Source organism: Pseudomonas sp. EL_65y_Pfl2_R96 (assembly GCF_963970905.1).
In the GTDB taxonomy this organism is placed as follows: domain Bacteria; phylum Pseudomonadota; class Gammaproteobacteria; order Pseudomonadales; family Pseudomonadaceae; genus Aquipseudomonas.
The window spans coordinates 87,522-104,700 of sequence record NZ_CAXAQH010000012.1 but is presented as its reverse complement, the minus strand read 5'-3'; the positions used below and the strand labels follow the sequence as shown (position 1 = coordinate 104,700).

Here is a 17,179-nt window from a genome sequence, read left to right as displayed (position 1 = left end):
GAGATCTGGTCAAAAAGGTTCTGGTCGTCAGATCCAGGAATGGCGAGCCGGCAGAGTGCCGTTGAGGTAGTAAGCGCCTACGGCGTGATACTTCCAGCGCACCGGGTCGTGCAGCGTGTGCACCCGGGCGTTGCGCCAGTGGCGGTCGAGATTGAATTCGGCGAGGGTCGCGCGGCTGCCGGCCAGTTCGAAGAGTTTTTCGCTGGCCAGCAGCGAGATTTCGGTGGTCAGCACTTTGGCTTCCGCCACGGCAATCGAGGCGCGTGCCGCGGACTCGGCGGTGAGCGGCGCGGCGTTGACCTGATCCAGCACTTGCCCGGCCTTGCGCAGCAGCGCTTCGGCGGCGTGCAGTTCGATTTTCAGCTTGCCGATGTCGGCGATCACGTAGAGGTCGTCGCTGGCCCGTTCGACCTTGGCGTCGATCCATGGCCGTGCACGGGTTTTCACGAACTCGATGGCGTCATCGATGGCGCCCCGGGCGATGCCGGCGTCGATGGCCGCTTGAATCAGTTGCGACACGGCGCCCTGGGTATTCGGGCTGTCGTTGATCTTCCAGTTGTCCACCACCAGCTCGGCGTCGACCCGCACGTTATTGAGCAAAAGGGTGCCGCTGGCGGTGGTGCGCTGGCCGAAACCCGACCAGTCATCGACGATGCGCAGCCCCGGTGTGCCGCGACGAATGAAGGCCAGCACTTGCTTGCCGTCGTCGTTCAGCGCCTTGACGGCCACCCAGTGGGCGAACAGGGCGCCGGTGGAATAGAACTTCTGCCCGTTGATGACGAAGCCATCGCCGTCGGCGGTGATCCGCGCCTTGAGCTCCAGGGTGTTTTTGGTCCCGCGTTCTGGTCCCGCGTTACCAATTCGCCAGCCTTCGAGCACACTTTTGAACAGCTGTTTTTTCTGCGACTCGGTGGCGCTGCCGAGTATCAGGTTGAGAATCCCGAACTGGTTCTGCGGGATCTGCCCCAAGGCCGGGTCGGCCGCGGAAATGATCGCGAAGACTGAGGCTAAGGTGACGAATGAAACCTGCGGGCCACCGTACTCACGCGGAATGGCAATGCTGCCCAGGCCGCTGCGGGTGAACTGTTCGATTTCCGACCAGGGCAACTTGCGCTGCTGGTCACGTTTGGCGGCTTGCAGGCGGGCGATGTGCGCCAGCTCATGGGCAGCCTTGATGGCTTGTGCGTCGTTGCGCAAGACCTGCGCGGGCAACAACAAGGGGGCGATGTCCAGGTCACTCTGGACGATTGCATCTGACAGACTGGACATCAGTGCCGCTCCTTGGCTGCACGCAATGCCCTGGCGATTTGCACTGGGGTGATTGTGTTCCGGACCATACCTACCTCACATCTCATGAAAGCGCCGCATGGGTTGCGGCGAATGAAAAACACGAATGTCCGGTGGTCCGGTGTATATACCCTAAACGCGTATAAATAATTAATGAACTAACTTTTAGGAATATGTATAGAAGGGTGATATCGCCCGGTTGGTCAGAGCCCCTGTGGCGAGGGAGCTTGCTCCCGTTCGGCTACGCAGCAGTCGCAAAACGGCCACCACGGTTCAATTACGAAAACGCGTGTACCGGGATTGGGGGCGCTTCGCACCCCAGCGGGAGCAAGCTCCCTCGCCACAAAAAGCCCTCATGTCACAACAAGAGTGTTGCTACAGGGTCTTCACTTCTTTCGGGGTTCAGCGGCTCTGAGCGCTTCTTTCGGCGGCACTTTCAGGTAGGGATTGGCACAGCCGATCTTCAGTGTGCGTGCCGGTGCCCAGCGCGAGTTGTTACCTACCCGGTCGAGGATGCAGTAGGTCACTTCCAGTCGAAGGTCCTCGCCGGCTTCGAGAATGATCGCCGGCGGCACCCAGACCTGAATCGGCTGACCCACATCGCACGCCTTGAGTTTGGGCAGGTCCATGCGTACATCGCCCCAGCGCAGGGTGATTTCGTCGTCGGTGGCCATGTTCAGGTACGGTTCGATGGTCAACGGCACGCCACGCTTGACCTGGTTTGGATTGACCCCCTGACGGCGAATGGTTTCGGGGATGAACACGGGCGCCAGGCTCTGGTTTTCCTCATCGCAACGGGGCGAGGGCAGGCCGCCCGGGCAATCCAGTTTGATCTGGACGCGCGCCGCCGGCGATACCGCAGGCCCTTGCCCGACCTGCATGACCTTGTAATGGATGCGCGCAGAACCATTGGCAATGAAGCTCTCCGGCACTCGCAGGCTCACCGCTTTGCCGTCATGGTTGGCACCCAGCACGCTGGAGGCCACGTAGCAGTCGTTCCAGAACAGCTCGATCAGGTCGCCTTCGTCCATGCCGGGGTAGGGCGGCACGTCGATCATAAGATGAGCGGCCGAGGTGATGTTGATGCCGGCCTTGTGGCTTTGCGCCAGGGTCGGGGTCGCAAGTTCGGGTTTGTTCGAAGTACTTGTCATGGGGTTTCTCTCCTTGAAGCCTTGCCGTGAAGTCCGTTTCTGAAAGTTCGAAAGGCGTGAATTACCAGGCAACAAAACAATGCACTATTTGTGCGTTTTAATAATGATCGGGCGATAGCTGACGCCTGTTGGAGACTAGATAAGAGTGCGTTCGAATGGGTGTCAAGAGAGTTGCTCGGTTAAAGGTTGGTTCTTGAGTTATTCAGAAATCTCCTACGCAGTGTAGTTAATAAACCGCATTGCTCCGTCGAATTTAGTATGGTTTTTGATGGGTTTTACGCCTGAGAGGCAGCAAACCGTTGACGATGGATAGCGAAGGGGTTTATGAATTTTAGGCGTTGTGAATCTGTTGCAGGACATATATATGTACCGCATGGGATGGCGGGAAGTTATCTATGATTGGGGCGAATCAAGTAATCGTTGGCGGCTGCTCTCAGAGTGGAGTCAATGTCACTTCCGTCCATGGAAGTTGACAACTCTAGAGTGGGATAGCACTAAGCGTTATTAAGAAACTTGCTGAGAAACTGCTGGGTCCGTTCTTCTTTCGGATGGGCAAACAGCGCCTTGGCTTCGCCCTGTTCGACAATCACACCCTTGTCGAAAAACACCACCCGGTTGGCCACGTCCCGGGCAAAGCCCATTTCGTGAGTAACGATCACCATGGTGCGTTTCTCCTCGGCCAGGCTGCGGATGGTCGCCAACACTTCACCCACCAGTTCCGGGTCCAGGGCCGAGGTCGGTTCATCGAACAGGATCACTTCCGGTTCCATCGCCAGCGCCCGGGCAATCGCCACACGCTGTTGCTGACCGCCGGACAGGCGTCGCGGGTAAGCGTCTTCCTTGCCCGCCAGGCCGACCTTGGCCAACAGCTTTTTACCCAGGGCGACGGCTTCGGCGCGCGGGATTTTTTTCACCACCAACGGACCTTCAATGACGTTTTCCAGGGCGGTGCGATGGGGGAACAGGTTGAAGTTCTGGAACACGAAACCCACGTGCTGGCGCAAGCGCCGTACCAGGCTCTGCTGCTGGTTCAGGGGGCGGCTGCCATCGATCTCGATGTCGCCGACCTTGATCCGGCCGCTGGTGGGCTCTTCCAGAAAATTCAGGCACCGCAGGAAGGTGGTCTTGCCCGAGCCGCTGGGGCCGATGATCGCCACCACCTCGCCTTCCTTCACCTGCAGATCAATGCCGTTGAGCACCACTTGACCCTTGAACTGCTTTGTCAGTTTTTCCACGACAATCATTGGGTCAGGACTCCTGGTCGTGCCGATTGACCCGCGCTTCCAACTGGTTCTGGAAGTGCGACAGCACCGTTGCCAGAATCCAGTAGATCACCGCGGCGGCAAGATACATGGTGAAAATTTCGAAGGTACGGGCGGTGATCAGCTGCGCCTGGCGGAACAGCTCCGGCACCTGAATGGTGGCCGCCAGCGCAGTGTCCTTGACCAGCGAGATGAAGCTGTTGCCCAACGGTGGCAGGGCCGTGCGCATCGCTTGCGGCAGAATGGCCCGGCGCAAGGTTTGCGCGCGGGTCATGCCGATACTGGCAGCGGCTTCCCACTGGCCGCGTTCAATCGAACTGATCGCGGAACGGAGGGTTTCACAGGCATAAGCGGCCATGTTCAGCGAGAGGCCGATCAGGGCTGCCGGTATCGGATCCAGTTCGAGACCTAATTGCGGCAAGCCGAAATAGATCATGAACAGCTGCACCAGCAACGGCGTGCCGCGAAAGAACGACACGTAGATGCGGGCCAGCCAGCTCACCAGTTTGAGGCGCGACAGGCGCATCAACGCCAGGCCGAAGCCCAGCAGCAAGCCGAAGAACATGCCGCCCAGGCTGAGGATGACCGTAAAGTACACGCCCTTCAGCAGGAAGGGCACGGACTCCAGTACGAGTTGGAAAGCTGCTTCCATTATTTAGTGACGTCAGCGTTGAAGTATTTCTGCGAGATCTTGGCCAGGGTGCCGTCGGCGCGCAGTTTCTCGAGCGCTTTGTTCACCGCTGCCAGCAGTTCAGGCTCGCCTTTGCGCAGGGCAATACCGGATTCCTGACGGGAGAACGGTTCGCCGGCAACGGCGGTGTCCTTGGCTTTGGCGGTCAGTTCCAGGGCCGCCAGACGATCCACCAGAATCGCGTCGATGCGGCCTACGCGCAGGTCCTGATACTTGGTCGGATCATCGTCGTAGGTCTTGATGATGGCTTTCGGGACGTTGTCCTTGAGCCATTGTTCGTAGTTGGTGCCCAGGCCCACACCGACTTTTTTGCCAGCCAGATCGGCGACGGTCTTGATGGTGCCTTCGTTCTTTTTCAGCGTCAGGGCCTGAATGCCGGAGATGGTGTAGGGCTCGGAGAAGTCATACTTCTTCTTGCGCTCTTCGGAGATGGTGACCTGGTTGACCACCGCGTCCAGACGCTTGGATTCCAGGGCCGCGAGGAGGCCGTCCCATTTGGTCGGCTGCAGCTTGACCTTCACGCCCAGCTCTTTGGCCAGCGCCTCGGACAGCTCCACTTCGAAACCGGTCAGTTTGCCGTCGGCATCGACGAAACTGAACGGTGGATAAGTGCCTTCCAGACCGACGTTGATCACGCCCGCGTCCTTGATTTTTTGCAGTTGCTCACCGGCAACCGCTTGCCCCAACAGGCCGGCGCCGAGTGCCAGGCCCAGCGAACCTACCAGCAGATTTCGACGTAGTGCGGAAAAATTCATGACAAGCCCCTGTGTTTTCTTATGAAAGACGCTTAAGGAAAGTTGGCAAATTCGGGATTTGAACGACTGCATTATCCTGCCCTAAAGCAGCCTATGCGTCTCGCTGCAAATTCGCCTGCGGCGTGACTATATGATGTGACCTTTAGATTGGAAAATACTGAATATTATGTTTGTTACTCTTTTTTGAGATATGTGGCGCCTTCGAAAAGATCGCAGCCTGCGGCAGCTCCAAGGATCATGCACGCCGCGAATTTCGGGTTAACGCCGATCCCTGTAGGAGCTGCCGCAGGCTGCGATCTTTCGATCTTTGATGCTTATAAAAAGCTTGTGTAGCCAAACAACGTCGGTGCCCCGCCGGTGTGCAGGAAGATGATCGGGCCGTCATCGAAGCGCTGGCGACCGATACCGTCGAGCAAACCGGCCATGGCCTTGCCGGTATACACCGGATCCAGCAACAACCCTTCCTGACTCGCCAACAGCTTCACCGCCGCCAGTGTCCCGGCATTCGGCTCGCCGTAACGCGGGCCGAAATACTCGTCCCACAGTTCAATTTTGAAACTCGCCGGCAGGCTCACGCCCAACAGCTCTGCGGTGTGCTCGGCGAGGCCCTGGACATTCGGTCGTTGAGCTTCATCGCTTCGGGAAACGGTCACGCCGATGACTGGCAAATCCGGCAGTACTTCGCTCAATGCCAGCGCCAGGCCGCTGTGGGTACCGGCACTGCCGGACGCCAGGACCACCGCGGCGAATTGCAGCCCGGTGTCCTTGATCTGTTCGGCCAGTTCCAGGCCTGCACGGACATAACCCAAAGCGCCCACTGCATTGGAGCCACCAATCGGCACCAGATACGGCTTTTTACCGTTGCTGCGCAGACGTGCGGCCAATGCTTGCAATTGCTCGTCAGCATTGTCGAGGTTTTCCACCAACTCGACCTTGGCATCGAACAGGTCCAGCAACAGCCGATTGCCGTTGCCGACATAGTTGCTGTCGTCGGTGCCGAGAGGGTTTTCCAGCAGCGCCACGCAGCCCAGGCCAAGCTTGGCTGCAATGGCGGCGGTCTGGCGCACGTGGTTGGACTGGATCGCGCCAGCAGTGATCAATGTATCGGCACCCTGGGCCAGGGCATCGGCGGCCAGGTATTCGAGTTTGCGCAGCTTGTTGCCACCCAGTGCCAATGGCGTCAGGTCATCGCGTTTGACATACACATCGCGGCCCAACCAGGTCGACAGGCGCTCGAGTTTTTCCAGGGGGGTAGGGCGGCCGAGCAGATCGAGGCGGTTAAAACGGGCAAGCTGATGTTTGATCATGGGGCCGTACTGGCGGAGGAAGATGTCCGGACTATAGGCGCGGGTATTTTAGCGGGGCAACTGCCAATCGCTTATAGCCAAAAGTGTTGACCACAGCACTATTGGTTCTTAATTCGCCTGCAAGCCGTTGCCGTAAAGTAATCGCCGTTGACGCGGCCAGACAGTCCGGCCGCCCGTGAGGAGTTTTTACCGTGAGTGAGCGTTCCAGCCATTGGCAATTGCAGACCATCGTCAGCCAACTGCGTACGGCGCGCGACCAGTGGCGTGCACAAAACGGCCGCGCCAGCGGCGAGCAGGGCGGTCGCGAGTTGCCATCCCGAGCGGCCATGGCGGACATTCTCGAAGCCTTGTGCGGTGCGCTGTTCCCGATGCGCCTGGGCCCGGTGGATTTGCGCGAGGAGAGTGAAGACTTCTACGTTGGCCACACGCTCGACGTGGCACTGAACGCGTTGCTCGCTCAGGCGCGGCTCGAACTGCGTTATGCCGCGCGCCACAGTGCCCAGGCCGACACTGAAGTCGAGGCCAAGACCATTCAGATCATTCAGGACTTCGCCCTCGCTTTGCCGGGGCTGCGCAGCCTGTTGGACACCGACGTGCTGGCGGCCTATCACGGCGACCCGGCGGCTCGCAGTGTCGATGAAGTGTTGCTCTGCTACCCGGGGATTCTGGCGGTGATTCACCATCGCCTGGCCCATCACTTGTATCGCGCCGGGCTGCCGCTGCTGGCGCGGATCAGCGCGGAAATCGCCCACTCGGCCACGGGTATCGACATCCATCCGGGGGCGCAGATCGGTCGCAGCTTCTTCATCGATCACGGGACCGGCGTGGTGATCGGCGAGACCGCGATCATTGGCGAGCGCGTGCGGATTTATCAGGCAGTGACCCTGGGTGCCAAGCGCTTCCCGTCGGACGAAGATGGCCAGCTGCAGAAGGGCCATCCGCGGCATCCGATCGTCGAGGACGACGTGGTGATCTATGCCGGCGCGACGATTCTGGGGCGCATCACCATCGGCAAGGGTTCGACGATTGGTGGCAACGTCTGGCTGACCCGTAGCGTGCCGGCCGGGTGCAACCTGACCCAGGCGAATCTGCAGCATGATGATGGGACGCAGAAGTAGGGTCAAAAATTTCCAGTGGTCTTTCTGACGCCATCGCGGGCAAGCCACGCTCCCACAGGTTTTGTGTCGAACGGTAATTCCGTGAACAACCCAAAACCTGTGGGAGCGGGCTTGCCCGCGATGATTTCAGGTCAGGCCGAAATAATGGCATTTAGCAAATTTCTCGCCGAACGAATCCCGCAAACCCCGCGTCATACCCTCCCTTGAGCTAGCGTACAAAACGCACCGCCGAACCCTGCGATTAGTCCTTAGCCCCCTATCCATGTTTAACTTGAACGCTCATTCAAGTTAAACCACCGGTTTGCTGCCCGCTCACAACAGGAGGCTTGCCTTTGCCGAGTCCGTTATTGATTGCCCTGTTTCACCCCCTTGAGGTGCACCTTTCATGAGTGCATCGTCCACCCCCGCAAGCGGCCAGGTCCGCATGAATCCGCCGGTTTTTTATTTCGCGGCGACCTTCATTCTGTTGTTCGCCGTTGTCGTCATGGCGATGCCCGAGCAGGCCGGTGCCTGGTTGTTGCAAGCGCAAAACTGGGCGGCCAACACGGTCGGCTGGTACTACATGCTCGCGATGACGCTGTATCTGGTCTTTGTGGTGGTCACCGCCTTGTCTGGCTACGGCAAGATCAAGCTCGGTGCCGACCACGACGAGCCCGAATTCAGCTACCTGTCCTGGGCCGGCATGCTGTTCGCCGCCGGGATCAGCATCACGCTGTTTTTCTTTTGCGTGTCCGAACCGCTGACGCACCTGGCGCAACCGCCGCAAGGCGAGGCCGGCACGGCGGATGCGGCGCGTCAGGCGATGCAGATTCTGTTTTTGCACTGGGGCCTGCACGGCTGGGGCGTGTTCGCCTTCGTCGGCATGGCGCTGGCCTATTTCGCCTATCGGCATAACCTGCCGCTGGCCCTGCGTTCGGCGCTGTACCCGCTGATCGGCAAGCGCATCAACGGCCCCATCGGTTACGCCGTGGATGGTTTCGGCATCATCGCCACGGTATTCGGCCTCGGCGCCGATATGGGTTTTGGCGTATTGCACCTCAACTCCGGCCTGGACTACCTGTTCGGCATCGCCCACACCCAGTGGATTCAGGTCGGCCTGATCACGCTGATGATGGGCGCGGCGATCATTGTGGCGGTGTCCGGGGTCGATAAAGGCGTGCGGGTGATGTCCGACATCAACATGCTGCTGGCCTGTGCGCTGCTGCTGTTCGTGTTGTTCGCCGGCCCCACCCAGCACTTGCTCAATACGCTGATCCAGAACGTCGGCGACTACCTCGGCGCCTTGCCGATGAAGAGTTTCGATCTCTACGCCTACGATAAACCCAGCGACTGGCTGGGCGGCTGGACGGTGTTCTACTGGGCCTGGTGGATTGCATGGTCGCCGTTCGTGGGCCTGTTCATCGCGCGGATTTCCCGTGGCCGGACCATTCGCGAATTCGTCTTCGGCGTGCTGCTGATCCCGCTCGGTTTCACCCTGGCGTGGATGTCGATCTTTGGCAACAGCGCCATCGACCAAGTCCTCAACCACGGCATGAGCGCGCTCGGCATGTCGGCCATCGATAACCCATCGATGACCCTGTACCTGCTACTGGAAACCTACCCATGGAGCAAAACCGTGATCGCGGTCACGGTGTTCATCAGCTTCGTATTCTTCGTGACCTCCGCCGACTCCGGCACTGTGGTGCTGTCGACCTTGTCTGCCAAGGGTGGCAACCTGGATGAAGACGGACCGAAATGGCTGCGGGTGTTCTGGGGCGCGATGACGGCACTGGTGACCAGCGCGCTGTTGTTCTCCGGCAGCATCGATGCCTTGAAGTCAGCGGTGGTACTGACGTCGTTGCCGTTTTCGATGATTTTGCTGCTGATGATGTGGGGGCTGCACAAGGCATTTTATCTGGAGTCGCAGAAGCAGATCGCGCAACTGCATTCCCTTGCGCCGGTGTCCGGATCACGGCGCGGCGGTTGGCGGCAACGTTTGAGTCAGGCGGTGCATTTCCCGTCTCGTGATGAGGTCTATCGCTTCCTCGATAGCACGGTGCGCCCGGCCATTGAGGACGTGACCGCAGTGTTCGTCGAGAAGGGTCTGCACGTGGTCGCTCAGCCTGATCCGGCCAATGACAACGTCAGCCTGGAAATCGGTCACGGCGAACTGCATCCGTTCATCTATCAGGTGCAGATGCGCGGTTACTTCACGCCGTCCTTCGCCCGTGGCGGCATGGGTTCCAAGCGACTCAACAATCGCCGTTACCACCGCGCCGAAGTGCATTTGAGAGAGGGCAGTCAGGATTACGATCTGGTGGGCTACACCAAGGAGCAGGTCATCAACGACATCCTCGACCAGTACGAACGGCACATGCAGTTTTTGCATCTGGTGCGTTGATGGAGGAGGGTTGGCGCTGACGTCTTGTCAGGCGTCAGGGCTCAACACCATGAACAACACCAGCGCCGCCACCGGCACGCCGAACACCGCGCTACCCACCACCAGTTCCGTGCTCAACGGCTGGCCGGCGTTGACCATGCCGACCGCGCCGTTGATCAAGGTCAACGCCAGCCATAGCACGACAAAGCTGTAGGCCAGTGTGTGGGGGGGGCGACTTCGATATCACGCCGTACTTCGGCAAGTCGGTGCGCTTCAATGCCACGCTCCCTGAGCAATTGCTTGAGCGTATCGACCAGACGGTCAGACGAGATCAGCGATACAGCTCAAGATCTGGTTTTTTGGCGGCTGCCGCGTTGCGTGAGTTGTCGGCGTAAACGTTGGGAGTAGGTATCGGTTCTATGCGGTGGGTCAGATTTAATAATCTGTGAAACGTTTCAGCATTTTCTCGAGTCCGAGGTTTATCGGCGTTTGTCCGGGCGTATGCTGGGCAACTTGCAAAGCAGTCGATACCACATTCAAGACAGACAAGAGAGGATTCGATGACCTACACCGCAGCCGAAAACCGCTACGATTCCATCCCTTACCGCCGTGTAGGCCGCAGCGGGTTGGTGCTACCGGCGCTGTCCCTGGGCTTGTGGCACAACTTCGGCGACAGCACGCCGATCGATACCCAGCGCTCGTTGCTGCGCACGGCATTCGATCTGGGCATCAACCATTTCGACCTGGCCAACAACTACGGCCCGCCGTATGGCAGCGCCGAAATCAACTTCGGTCGTTTGTTGCGTGAAGACTTCAAGCAGTACCGCGATGAGTTGATCATCTCCAGTAAGGCCGGTTGGGATATGTGGGCCGGTCCTTACGGTCAGGGCGGTGGTTCGCGCAAATACGTGCTGGCCAGCCTCGATCAGAGCCTGCAACGCCTGGGCCTCGACTACGTAGACATCTTCTATTCCCACCGCTTCGACCCGGACACGCCGCTGGAAGAAACCGCCAGCGCACTGGCCACCGCCGTGCAGCAGGGCAAGGCGCTGTATATCGGTATCTCGTCCTATTCCGGGGTGAAAACCCGTGAAATCGCCGGGTTGCTGAAAGAGTGGAAAGTCCCGCTGTTGATCCACCAACCGGCCTACAACCTGCTCAATCGCTGGGTGGAAAAAGACCTGCTGGACACCACCGATGAACTCGGCACCGGCGTGATCGCCTTCACGCCCTTGGCTCAGGGGCTGTTGACCGACAAGTACCTCAATGGCGTGCCAGCGGACGCGCGGGTCAATCGTCCGGGCGGTGGTTCGTTGCAGGCGTCGCACCTGTCCGAAGCCAACATCGCCCATGTGCGGGCGCTCAATGAAATCGCCAAGCGCCGCGGTCAGAGCCTGGCGCAACTGGCGCTGGCCTGGACCCTGCGCGACTCACGGGTGACCTCGGCGCTGATTGGCGCGAGCCGGCCGGAGCAGATTATCGAAAACGTCGGGGCGTTGAAGAACCTGAGTTTTAGCGTGGAAGAGTTGGCGGAGATTGATCGGTTTGCCCAAGAGGGTGGGATCAATCTTTGGGAGAAGCCTTCGACGGCTGAGTAACTCCGTACTGATCGTTCCCACGCTCCGCGTGGGAATGCAGCCCGGGACGCTCCGCGTCCCATCCAGAGCCGAACGCAGAGCGTCCGTTGAGGCATTCCCACGCGGAGCGTGGGAACGATCGGATCAGCGAAAAAACGGCACATCCCCCAACACCGTAGCCCGCTGCATCACCCGCCGCGCCGGGCGGTAATCATCGACCGCGTGGTGCTGGGTCACGCGGTTGTCCCAAAACGCGATGTCGTCTTTCTGCCAGCGCCAGCGAATGGTGAATTCAGGCCGAGTGGTGTGGGCGAACAAAAACTTCAGAACCGCCTCGCTTTCCGTCTCCGACAGCTCATTGATCTTCGACGTGAACCCTTCATTGACGAACAGCGACCGGCGCCCGCTTACCGGATGGGTACGAATCACCGGGTGCGACAGCGGTGGGTTCTTGCGTCGGGCTTCTTCCCACTGAACCAAGGCTTCTGGTGTATTGCCATAGCGCTCCAGCGGGAACGAGCGGGTGAAATCGTGAGTGGCGGTCAGCCCTTCGAGCAAGGTTTTCATCGGTGCGGACAGTGCTTCATACGCCGCAATACCACTGGCCCACAGCGTGTCGCCGCCAAATTCCGGCAGCAGTTTGGCGCTGAGCACCGCGCCCATGGCCGGGGTCGGCAGGAAGGTCACGTCGGTGTGCCAAATCGCGTTGTCTCGCACGTCGGTGACAGCGGTGTCGAGGATCAGCACTTCCGGCTGCTCCGGCACGTTCGGGTAGATCGGGTGAATGTGCAGGTCGCCGAAATAGGCGGCGAATCGCGCTTGCTGTTGCGGCTCGATCGGCTGGTCGCGGAAGAACAGCACTTGATGTTTGAGCAGCGCTTGTTCGATGGCGTCGCGTTGCTCAACGTTCAGCGGCTGGCTGATATCGATGCCGCTGATTTGCGCGCCGAGGGCGGAGCTTAAAGGGACAATGGTCGGGTGGCTCATGATGGTTCTCTTCAAAAAAGGCTTAGTGAGCCTGGCCGTGCCATGGCACCAGTTTGCGTTGCAGCGCGCGCAGGCCCATTTCCATGGCGAAGGCGATCAGCGCGATCACCAGAATCCCCAGCACCACCACATCGGTGACCAGGAACTGCGCGGCTGACTGCACCATAAAGCCCAAACCACTGGTGGCGGCGATCAACTCGGCGGCCACCAGCGTCGACCAACCCACCCCCAGACCAATTCGCACACCGGTCAAAATGTCCGGCAAGGCACTGGGCAGAATCACATGCCGAATCAACTGCGCCCGGGTCGCACCCAGCGACTGCGCGGCTCGCAACTTGGCCGGGTCGACGGTGCGTACGCCAGTGGCAGTGGCAATCGCGATCGGGGCGAAGATCGCCAGGTAGATCAACAAGACTTTCGACAGTTCACCGATGCCACACCAGATCACGATCAGCGGCAGATAAGCCAAGGGTGGAATCGGGCGATAGAACTCGATCAGCGGATCGAGAATGCCGCGAGCGATGCGGTTGTGGCCGATGGCAATGCCGACCGGCACGGCAGTCAGCACCGCAAAGCCAAGGCCCAGACCGATCCGGCTGAGGCTCGCGCCCAAGTGCTGCCACAAGGTCGAATCCATGTAGCCGGTGGTCACCAGCAACCAGCCTTTTTGCAGCACGGCGGACGGCGGCGGCAGGAACAGTGGTTCGATCAAACCAGTGGCCGTGACGGCCCACCAAATGATAACGAGGGCGACCAACGTCAGTACGCTGATCCAGCGCGTGTTCAAACTGCGACGCAGCGCAATTACCGCCGAGCTCTTCACCTTTGAGCCTGGTTTCACCGTGGCGGCGGGAACTTCATAAGTGCTCATGCGCGCTCCTGCCGCTGGACGGCGCTGCGTTGGGAGAACACTTTGGCGAGCACGTGTTCGCGGGTTTCGATAAAGCGCGGGTCGGATTTGATCGCCCGCGCCGATTCGCCGGTAGCGTAACGCTGACCGAAATCCAGGCTCAGACGCTCGACGATTTGCCCGGGGTTGGGCGCCAACAGAATCAGGTCGGTGGCGAGGAACACTGCTTCTTCAATGTCGTGGGTAATCAGGAACACTGGTTTGGCGGTGCGCTGCCAGACTTGCAGCAACAGCTCCTGCATCTGTTCACGGGTGAAGGCGTCAAGGGCGCCGAAGGGTTCGTCCATCAGCAACACCCGAGGGTCGGCGGCGAGGGCGCGAGCCAGGCCGACACGTTGTTTCTGCCCGCCCGAGAGTTGCCAGATCCGGCGGTTTTCGAAACCGCAAAGGTCCACCAGCGCGAGCATTTCCCGGGCGCGCTGTTCACGTTTTTCCCGCGAAGTGCCGGCCAGTTCCAGGCCGAAACCGACGTTGGCCAGCACGTCCTGCCAGGGCAGCAGAGCGTCGTCCTGGAACACCACGCCGCGCTCGGCGCTCGGGCCTTTGACCGGCACGCCGTCAAGGGTGATGCGCCCGGCGCTGGGCTCGACGAAACCGGCAATCAGGTTCAACAGCGAGGTCTTGCCACTGCCGGACGGGCCGAGGGCGACCAGCAACTGCTGGGGCCCAAGGCTCAGGGAAATATCCGCCAGCACCGGTTCCGCTGCGCCTGGGTACTGTGCGCTGATGCGTTCCAGCTGTAGCAAAGCCATCGCGGTTAACTCCCGATCAGTTGGTGATGTACTTGGCGCTGACGTACGGCGCGTAGTCCGGCAGCACGGCCTCGACCTTGCCCTGTTCCTTGAGGAACACAGCGGTGTCGGTGATGGCCTTGGTGGTCGGCGCGCCAAGGGTGATCACCTGATCAGCCGCCAGCGGGAAAACGTTGCCTTGCAGCAGCAACGGAATGTCGCTGGCCTTGGCGCCGGAGAGTTTCACCAGTTTGTCGACATTGCTTTGATTGGCCAGCCAGGCTTTCGGGTCTTTGCGGTAGTCGGCGTAGGCATCGAGGGTCACTTTGGCGAACGCGGTGACGATTTCCGGGTGCTTCTCGGCGAAATCCTTACGCACGATCCAGGCATCGAAAGTCGGTGCGCCGAACTTGGCCAACTCGCCCGAGGTGATCAGCACTTTGCCGTTTTCCTTGGCCACGCCGAGGGCCGGGTCCCACACGTAGGTGGCGTCGATATCACCGCGTTTCCATGCAGCAATGATCGCGGGTGGCGCGAGGTTGAGGACGGTGACTTTCGAGGGATCAATGTTCCAGTGTTTCAGCGCGGCCAGCAGGCTGTAGTGGCCGGTGGATACAAACGGTACGGCGACTTTTTTGCCGATCAGGTCTTGCGGGGTCTTGATCCCGGAACCGTCGCGGGCGACCAGTGCTTCAGCGGCGCCGATCTGGGTGGCGATGAGGAAGGTTTCCACCGGGACTTTGCGGGTGATTGCAGCCGTCAGGGGGCTGGAACCGAGGTAGCCGATCTGCACGTCGCCGGAAGCGATGGCGGCAATGATGTCGGCACCGTTGTCGAATTTGCGCCAGTCGATGTTGGCTTTGGTGGCTTTTTCGTAGGCGCCGTCGGCCTGGGCGACTTTCGCCGGGTCGACGGTGGTCTGGTAGGCGACGGTCACGTCTGCCGCCTGAGCCAGGAGACTCGCCGCAGCCAGAAACGCGGCGACCAGAAGGCGAAGAGGGGAAGTCAGTTTCATCGGGAAGCTCCTTGTCAGGCGACCGAGAGTCGGCGTGAAAAGGAGACTAAATGATATAAGAATCCGAAAATAAATAACTTTTTCGAATTACCTTATGAGCGGAAAATTCTAAGAGAGAATAGTTGTATATCGTTTTTGTGGCGAGGGAGCTTGCTCCCGCTGGAGGCCGAAGGACTCCCAAAAACAGCGAAGATGTGTCTGATCGAACACGGTCGCAGATTTTACGGCTGCTGCGCAGCCGAACGGGAGCAAGCTCCCTCGCCACAGAGGTTTGCGTCTAATTACTGATCGCCAGAATGCTCGCCTGATACGACCCGACAAACACATCGAAATCGCCGACTTCGTTCTGTTCAAGCGTCACTTGTTGAGCCAGCGACGAGCGCGCCAGTTCTTCAAATTTAGCCTGGTCTTCGCTTGAAAGCGGTTCGCTGCGGAAAAACTCTGCATGCACCCGGCTCTGGCGCAAAGAGAACTGGGCGAAGCTTTCCTTGTGCTCGGCCATCGCTGCCAGCACTTGAGCCGAAGGCGTCAGGGACGAGTCCTTGACCTTGGCCCGTTGTGCGTCCAGCGCCTTGCTGTGGGCATCGCCGCCATGGCTCTGATCCAGCAACGCCGCCAATGGCGCAATCTTTTCCAACAATTCGCCGGCCCATTCCTTCAGGTCTACCGGGTGCCCGTCGCGTTGCAATTGCAGGCCCGGACGACGACCTTCCTTGACCACGCTGAGGAAGTTCGAGGTCGCGTTGCCGCAACTGGTACTGGTCAACAGCGGGCTGTCGTTCAGCGCGCAGTACAGCAGGAACGCGTCGAGGAACCGCGATTCGGTGAGGTCGATGCCCATCGGCAGGAACGGGTTGATGTCCAGGCAACGTACTTCGACGTACTGGATGCCACGGGCCACCAGCGCCTGAATCGGCCGTTCGCCGGTGTAGGTCACGCGTTTCGGGCGGATGTTGGAGTAGTACTCGTTTTCGATCTGCAGGATGTTGGTGTTGAGCTGAACCCACTCGCCGTCCTGGTGTGTACCGACCTCGACGTACGGCGGGTAAGGCGTGGCCACCGCTTTGCGCAGGCTGTCGGTGTAGCTTGACAGGTCGTTGTAGCACGGCGTCAAACCGGCCTGGGCGTTGCTCTGGTAACCCAGATCGCTCATGCGCAGGCTGGTGGCGTACGGCAGGTACAAGGTGTCCGGGTCCAGTTGTTCCAACTGGTGCGAACGACCGCGCAGGAAACCGGCGTCCAGCGCAGGCGAGGCGCCGAACAGGTACATCAGCAGCCAGCTGTAGCGGCGAAAGTTGCGGATCAGCGCGATGTAGGCCGACGATTGGTAATCGCGATCGGTGCCGTCAAAGCCTTCAGCCTCTTTGAGCAGTGGCCAGAGCTTTTCCGGCAGGGAAAAGTTGTAGTGAATCCCGGCGATGCACTGCATGGTCTTGCCGTAACGCAGGGCCAGGCCCTTGCGATAGACGTACTTGAGCTGACCGATGTTGGAGGTGCCGTAATAGGCGATCGGGATGTCTTCCTCGGCCGGCAACGGGCACGGCATCGATGGACTCCACAGGTACTCGTTGCCAAGCTTGCTGTAGGCAAAACGGTGAATGCTGTCGAGGCTCGCCAGGGTGTCCGCCGGGTCGGGCAGGGCGGGCGTGATGAACTCCAGCAGCGACTCGGAATAGTCGGTGGTGATTTTTTCGTTGGTCAGCGCGGAACCCAGTTCTTCAGGGTGCGGCGTTTGTGCCAGGCGACCATCGCCGGTCACGCGCAGGCATTCACGTTCGATGCCGTGAAGGCACTGTTCGAGCAGAGAGAGGTTAGCGCGCTCGCCGAGCAGAGCCAGGCGGCGGTTGAGAAGTTCGCTCAAGTTGGATTCCTTCACGCGTCGTTCGCCCCAATATGGGGGTGGGCAAGACGGTCTACAAGGGTGAAGTTGAAACTGGCGTTTTCGCCTGGTTTTGGAACGCCACAATCCCTGTGGGAGCGAGCCTGCTCGCGAAGAGGGAGTGTCGGTCAACATTAAAGTCGCCTGGCA

The 17,179-nt window shown here is 59.8% G+C and carries 15 protein-coding genes and 1 pseudogene; 4 read left to right on the top strand and 12 right to left on the bottom strand.

The features are described from left to right. Positions 1-27: 27 nt before the first annotated feature. The 6 genes from AACY49_RS14805 to AACY49_RS14780 all read right to left on the bottom strand — a co-directional run bounded on the left by AACY49_RS14805 (position 28) and on the right by AACY49_RS14780 (position 6,453). On the bottom strand, positions 28-1,269 hold the full coding sequence (locus AACY49_RS14805; protein ID WP_339524669.1) for an SfnB family sulfur acquisition oxidoreductase: 1,242 nt from the start codon (positions 1,267-1,269) through the stop codon (positions 28-30). A 404-nt stretch (positions 1,270-1,673) separates the two neighbouring features. Continuing rightward, the gene (locus AACY49_RS14800) at positions 1,674-2,438 is read right to left on the bottom strand and encodes a hypothetical protein (protein ID WP_339524667.1); all 765 of its coding nucleotides are present in this window, start codon (positions 2,436-2,438) and stop codon (positions 1,674-1,676) included. 494 nt (positions 2,439-2,932) lie between these two features. Then, the gene (gene tcyN, locus AACY49_RS14795) at positions 2,933-3,682 is read right to left on the bottom strand and encodes an L-cystine ABC transporter ATP-binding protein TcyN (protein ID WP_339524665.1); all 750 of its coding nucleotides are present in this window, start codon (positions 3,680-3,682) and stop codon (positions 2,933-2,935) included. A 4-nt stretch (positions 3,683-3,686) separates the two neighbouring features. Next, positions 3,687-4,352: a cystine ABC transporter permease gene (tcyL, locus tag AACY49_RS14790; protein WP_258698065.1), complete on the bottom strand. Its 666-nt coding sequence runs from the start codon at positions 4,350-4,352 to the stop codon at positions 3,687-3,689. Further along, a complete protein-coding gene (gene tcyJ / locus AACY49_RS14785; protein WP_258698064.1) occupies positions 4,352-5,146 on the bottom strand; it encodes a cystine ABC transporter substrate-binding protein in 795 nt (264 codons plus the stop codon). Before tcyJ ends, tcyL begins: the two co-directional genes overlap by 1 nt. A 314-nt stretch (positions 5,147-5,460) precedes the next feature. After that, positions 5,461-6,453 carry a D-cysteine desulfhydrase gene (locus AACY49_RS14780; RefSeq protein ID WP_258698063.1) on the bottom strand — a complete coding sequence of 331 codons (993 nt, stop codon included), beginning with the start codon at positions 6,451-6,453 and terminating at the stop codon, positions 5,461-5,463. A gap of 191 nt (positions 6,454-6,644) precedes the next feature. On the opposite strand from AACY49_RS14780, the gene epsC reads away from it, so the two are divergent. Both epsC and betT read left to right on the top strand, forming a co-directional pair. After that, a complete protein-coding gene (epsC, locus tag AACY49_RS14775; RefSeq protein WP_339524662.1) occupies positions 6,645-7,571 on the top strand; it encodes a serine O-acetyltransferase EpsC in 927 nt (308 codons plus the stop codon). A 424-nt stretch (positions 7,572-7,995) separates the two neighbouring features. Then, on the top strand, positions 7,996-9,951 hold the full coding sequence (gene betT, locus AACY49_RS14770) for a choline transporter BetT (RefSeq protein WP_339524756.1): 1,956 nt from the start codon (positions 7,996-7,998) through the stop codon (positions 9,949-9,951). A 27-nt stretch (positions 9,952-9,978) separates the two neighbouring features. On the opposite strand, the gene AACY49_RS14765 is transcribed toward betT, so the two are convergent. After that, positions 9,979-10,110 carry a hypothetical protein gene (locus AACY49_RS14765; RefSeq protein WP_258698061.1) on the bottom strand — a complete coding sequence of 44 codons (132 nt, stop codon included), beginning with the start codon at positions 10,108-10,110 and terminating at the stop codon, positions 9,979-9,981. Positions 10,111-10,148: 38 nt separating this feature from the next. On the opposite strand from AACY49_RS14765, the pseudogene AACY49_RS14760 reads away from it, so the two are divergent. Both AACY49_RS14760 and mgrA read left to right on the top strand, forming a co-directional pair. Continuing rightward, positions 10,149-10,325, top strand: a pseudogene (locus tag AACY49_RS14760) (type II toxin-antitoxin system HicB family antitoxin); the annotation flags it as partial. Positions 10,326-10,490: 165 nt separating this feature from the next. Further along, positions 10,491-11,528 carry an L-glyceraldehyde 3-phosphate reductase gene (gene mgrA / locus AACY49_RS14755; RefSeq protein ID WP_258698060.1) on the top strand — a complete coding sequence of 346 codons (1,038 nt, stop codon included), beginning with the start codon at positions 10,491-10,493 and terminating at the stop codon, positions 11,526-11,528. A 123-nt stretch (positions 11,529-11,651) separates the two neighbouring features. Here the strand turns inward: mgrA and tauD are convergent, their stop codons facing one another. The 5 genes from tauD to gshA form a co-directional block, all read right to left on the bottom strand. Further along, positions 11,652-12,494: a taurine dioxygenase gene (tauD, locus tag AACY49_RS14750; RefSeq protein WP_339524659.1), complete on the bottom strand. Its 843-nt coding sequence runs from the start codon at positions 12,492-12,494 to the stop codon at positions 11,652-11,654. 22 nt (positions 12,495-12,516) lie between these two features. Further along, positions 12,517-13,365 carry a taurine ABC transporter permease TauC gene (gene tauC, locus AACY49_RS14745; protein WP_339524656.1) on the bottom strand — a complete coding sequence of 283 codons (849 nt, stop codon included), beginning with the start codon at positions 13,363-13,365 and terminating at the stop codon, positions 12,517-12,519. After that, positions 13,362-14,156: a taurine ABC transporter ATP-binding subunit gene (gene tauB, locus AACY49_RS14740; RefSeq protein ID WP_258698057.1), complete on the bottom strand. Its 795-nt coding sequence runs from the start codon at positions 14,154-14,156 to the stop codon at positions 13,362-13,364. The genes tauC and tauB overlap by 4 nt, the downstream gene beginning before the upstream one ends. Positions 14,157-14,172: 16 nt before the next feature. Next, positions 14,173-15,150 carry a taurine ABC transporter substrate-binding protein gene (tauA, locus tag AACY49_RS14735; protein ID WP_339524653.1) on the bottom strand — a complete coding sequence of 326 codons (978 nt, stop codon included), beginning with the start codon at positions 15,148-15,150 and terminating at the stop codon, positions 14,173-14,175. Between the two features lie 277 nt (positions 15,151-15,427). Beyond that, positions 15,428-17,011, bottom strand: coding sequence for a glutamate--cysteine ligase (gene gshA, locus AACY49_RS14730; RefSeq protein ID WP_339524651.1), 1,584 nt, complete (start codon positions 17,009-17,011; stop codon positions 15,428-15,430). Positions 17,012-17,179: the final 168 nt, after the last annotated feature.

What these genes read in the sequence shown, in the direction of transcription:
- AACY49_RS14805 (WP_339524669.1), bottom strand. Translation starts at nt 1,269, where the DNA reads ATGTCCAGTCTGTCAGATGCAATCGTCCAGAGTGACCTGGACATCGCC.
- AACY49_RS14800 (WP_339524667.1), bottom strand. Translation starts at nt 2,438, where the DNA reads ATGACAAGTACTTCGAACAAACCCGAACTTGCGACCCCGACCCTGGCG.
- tcyN (WP_339524665.1), bottom strand. Translation starts at nt 3,682, where the DNA reads ATGATTGTCGTGGAAAAACTGACAAAGCAGTTCAAGGGTCAAGTGGTG.
- tcyL (WP_258698065.1), bottom strand. Translation starts at nt 4,352, where the DNA reads ATGGAAGCAGCTTTCCAACTCGTACTGGAGTCCGTGCCCTTCCTGCTG.
- tcyJ (WP_258698064.1), bottom strand. Translation starts at nt 5,146, where the DNA reads ATGAATTTTTCCGCACTACGTCGAAATCTGCTGGTAGGTTCGCTGGGC.
- AACY49_RS14780 (WP_258698063.1), bottom strand. Translation starts at nt 6,453, where the DNA reads ATGATCAAACATCAGCTTGCCCGTTTTAACCGCCTCGATCTGCTCGGC.
- betT (WP_339524756.1), top strand. Translation starts at nt 7,996, where the DNA reads ATGAATCCGCCGGTTTTTTATTTCGCGGCGACCTTCATTCTGTTGTTC.
- mgrA (WP_258698060.1), top strand. Translation starts at nt 10,491, where the DNA reads ATGACCTACACCGCAGCCGAAAACCGCTACGATTCCATCCCTTACCGC.
- tauD (WP_339524659.1), bottom strand. Translation starts at nt 12,494, where the DNA reads ATGAGCCACCCGACCATTGTCCCTTTAAGCTCCGCCCTCGGCGCGCAA.
- tauC (WP_339524656.1), bottom strand. Translation starts at nt 13,365, where the DNA reads ATGAGCACTTATGAAGTTCCCGCCGCCACGGTGAAACCAGGCTCAAAG.
- tauB (WP_258698057.1), bottom strand. Translation starts at nt 14,156, where the DNA reads ATGGCTTTGCTACAGCTGGAACGCATCAGCGCACAGTACCCAGGCGCA.
- tauA (WP_339524653.1), bottom strand. Translation starts at nt 15,150, where the DNA reads ATGAAACTGACTTCCCCTCTTCGCCTTCTGGTCGCCGCGTTTCTGGCT.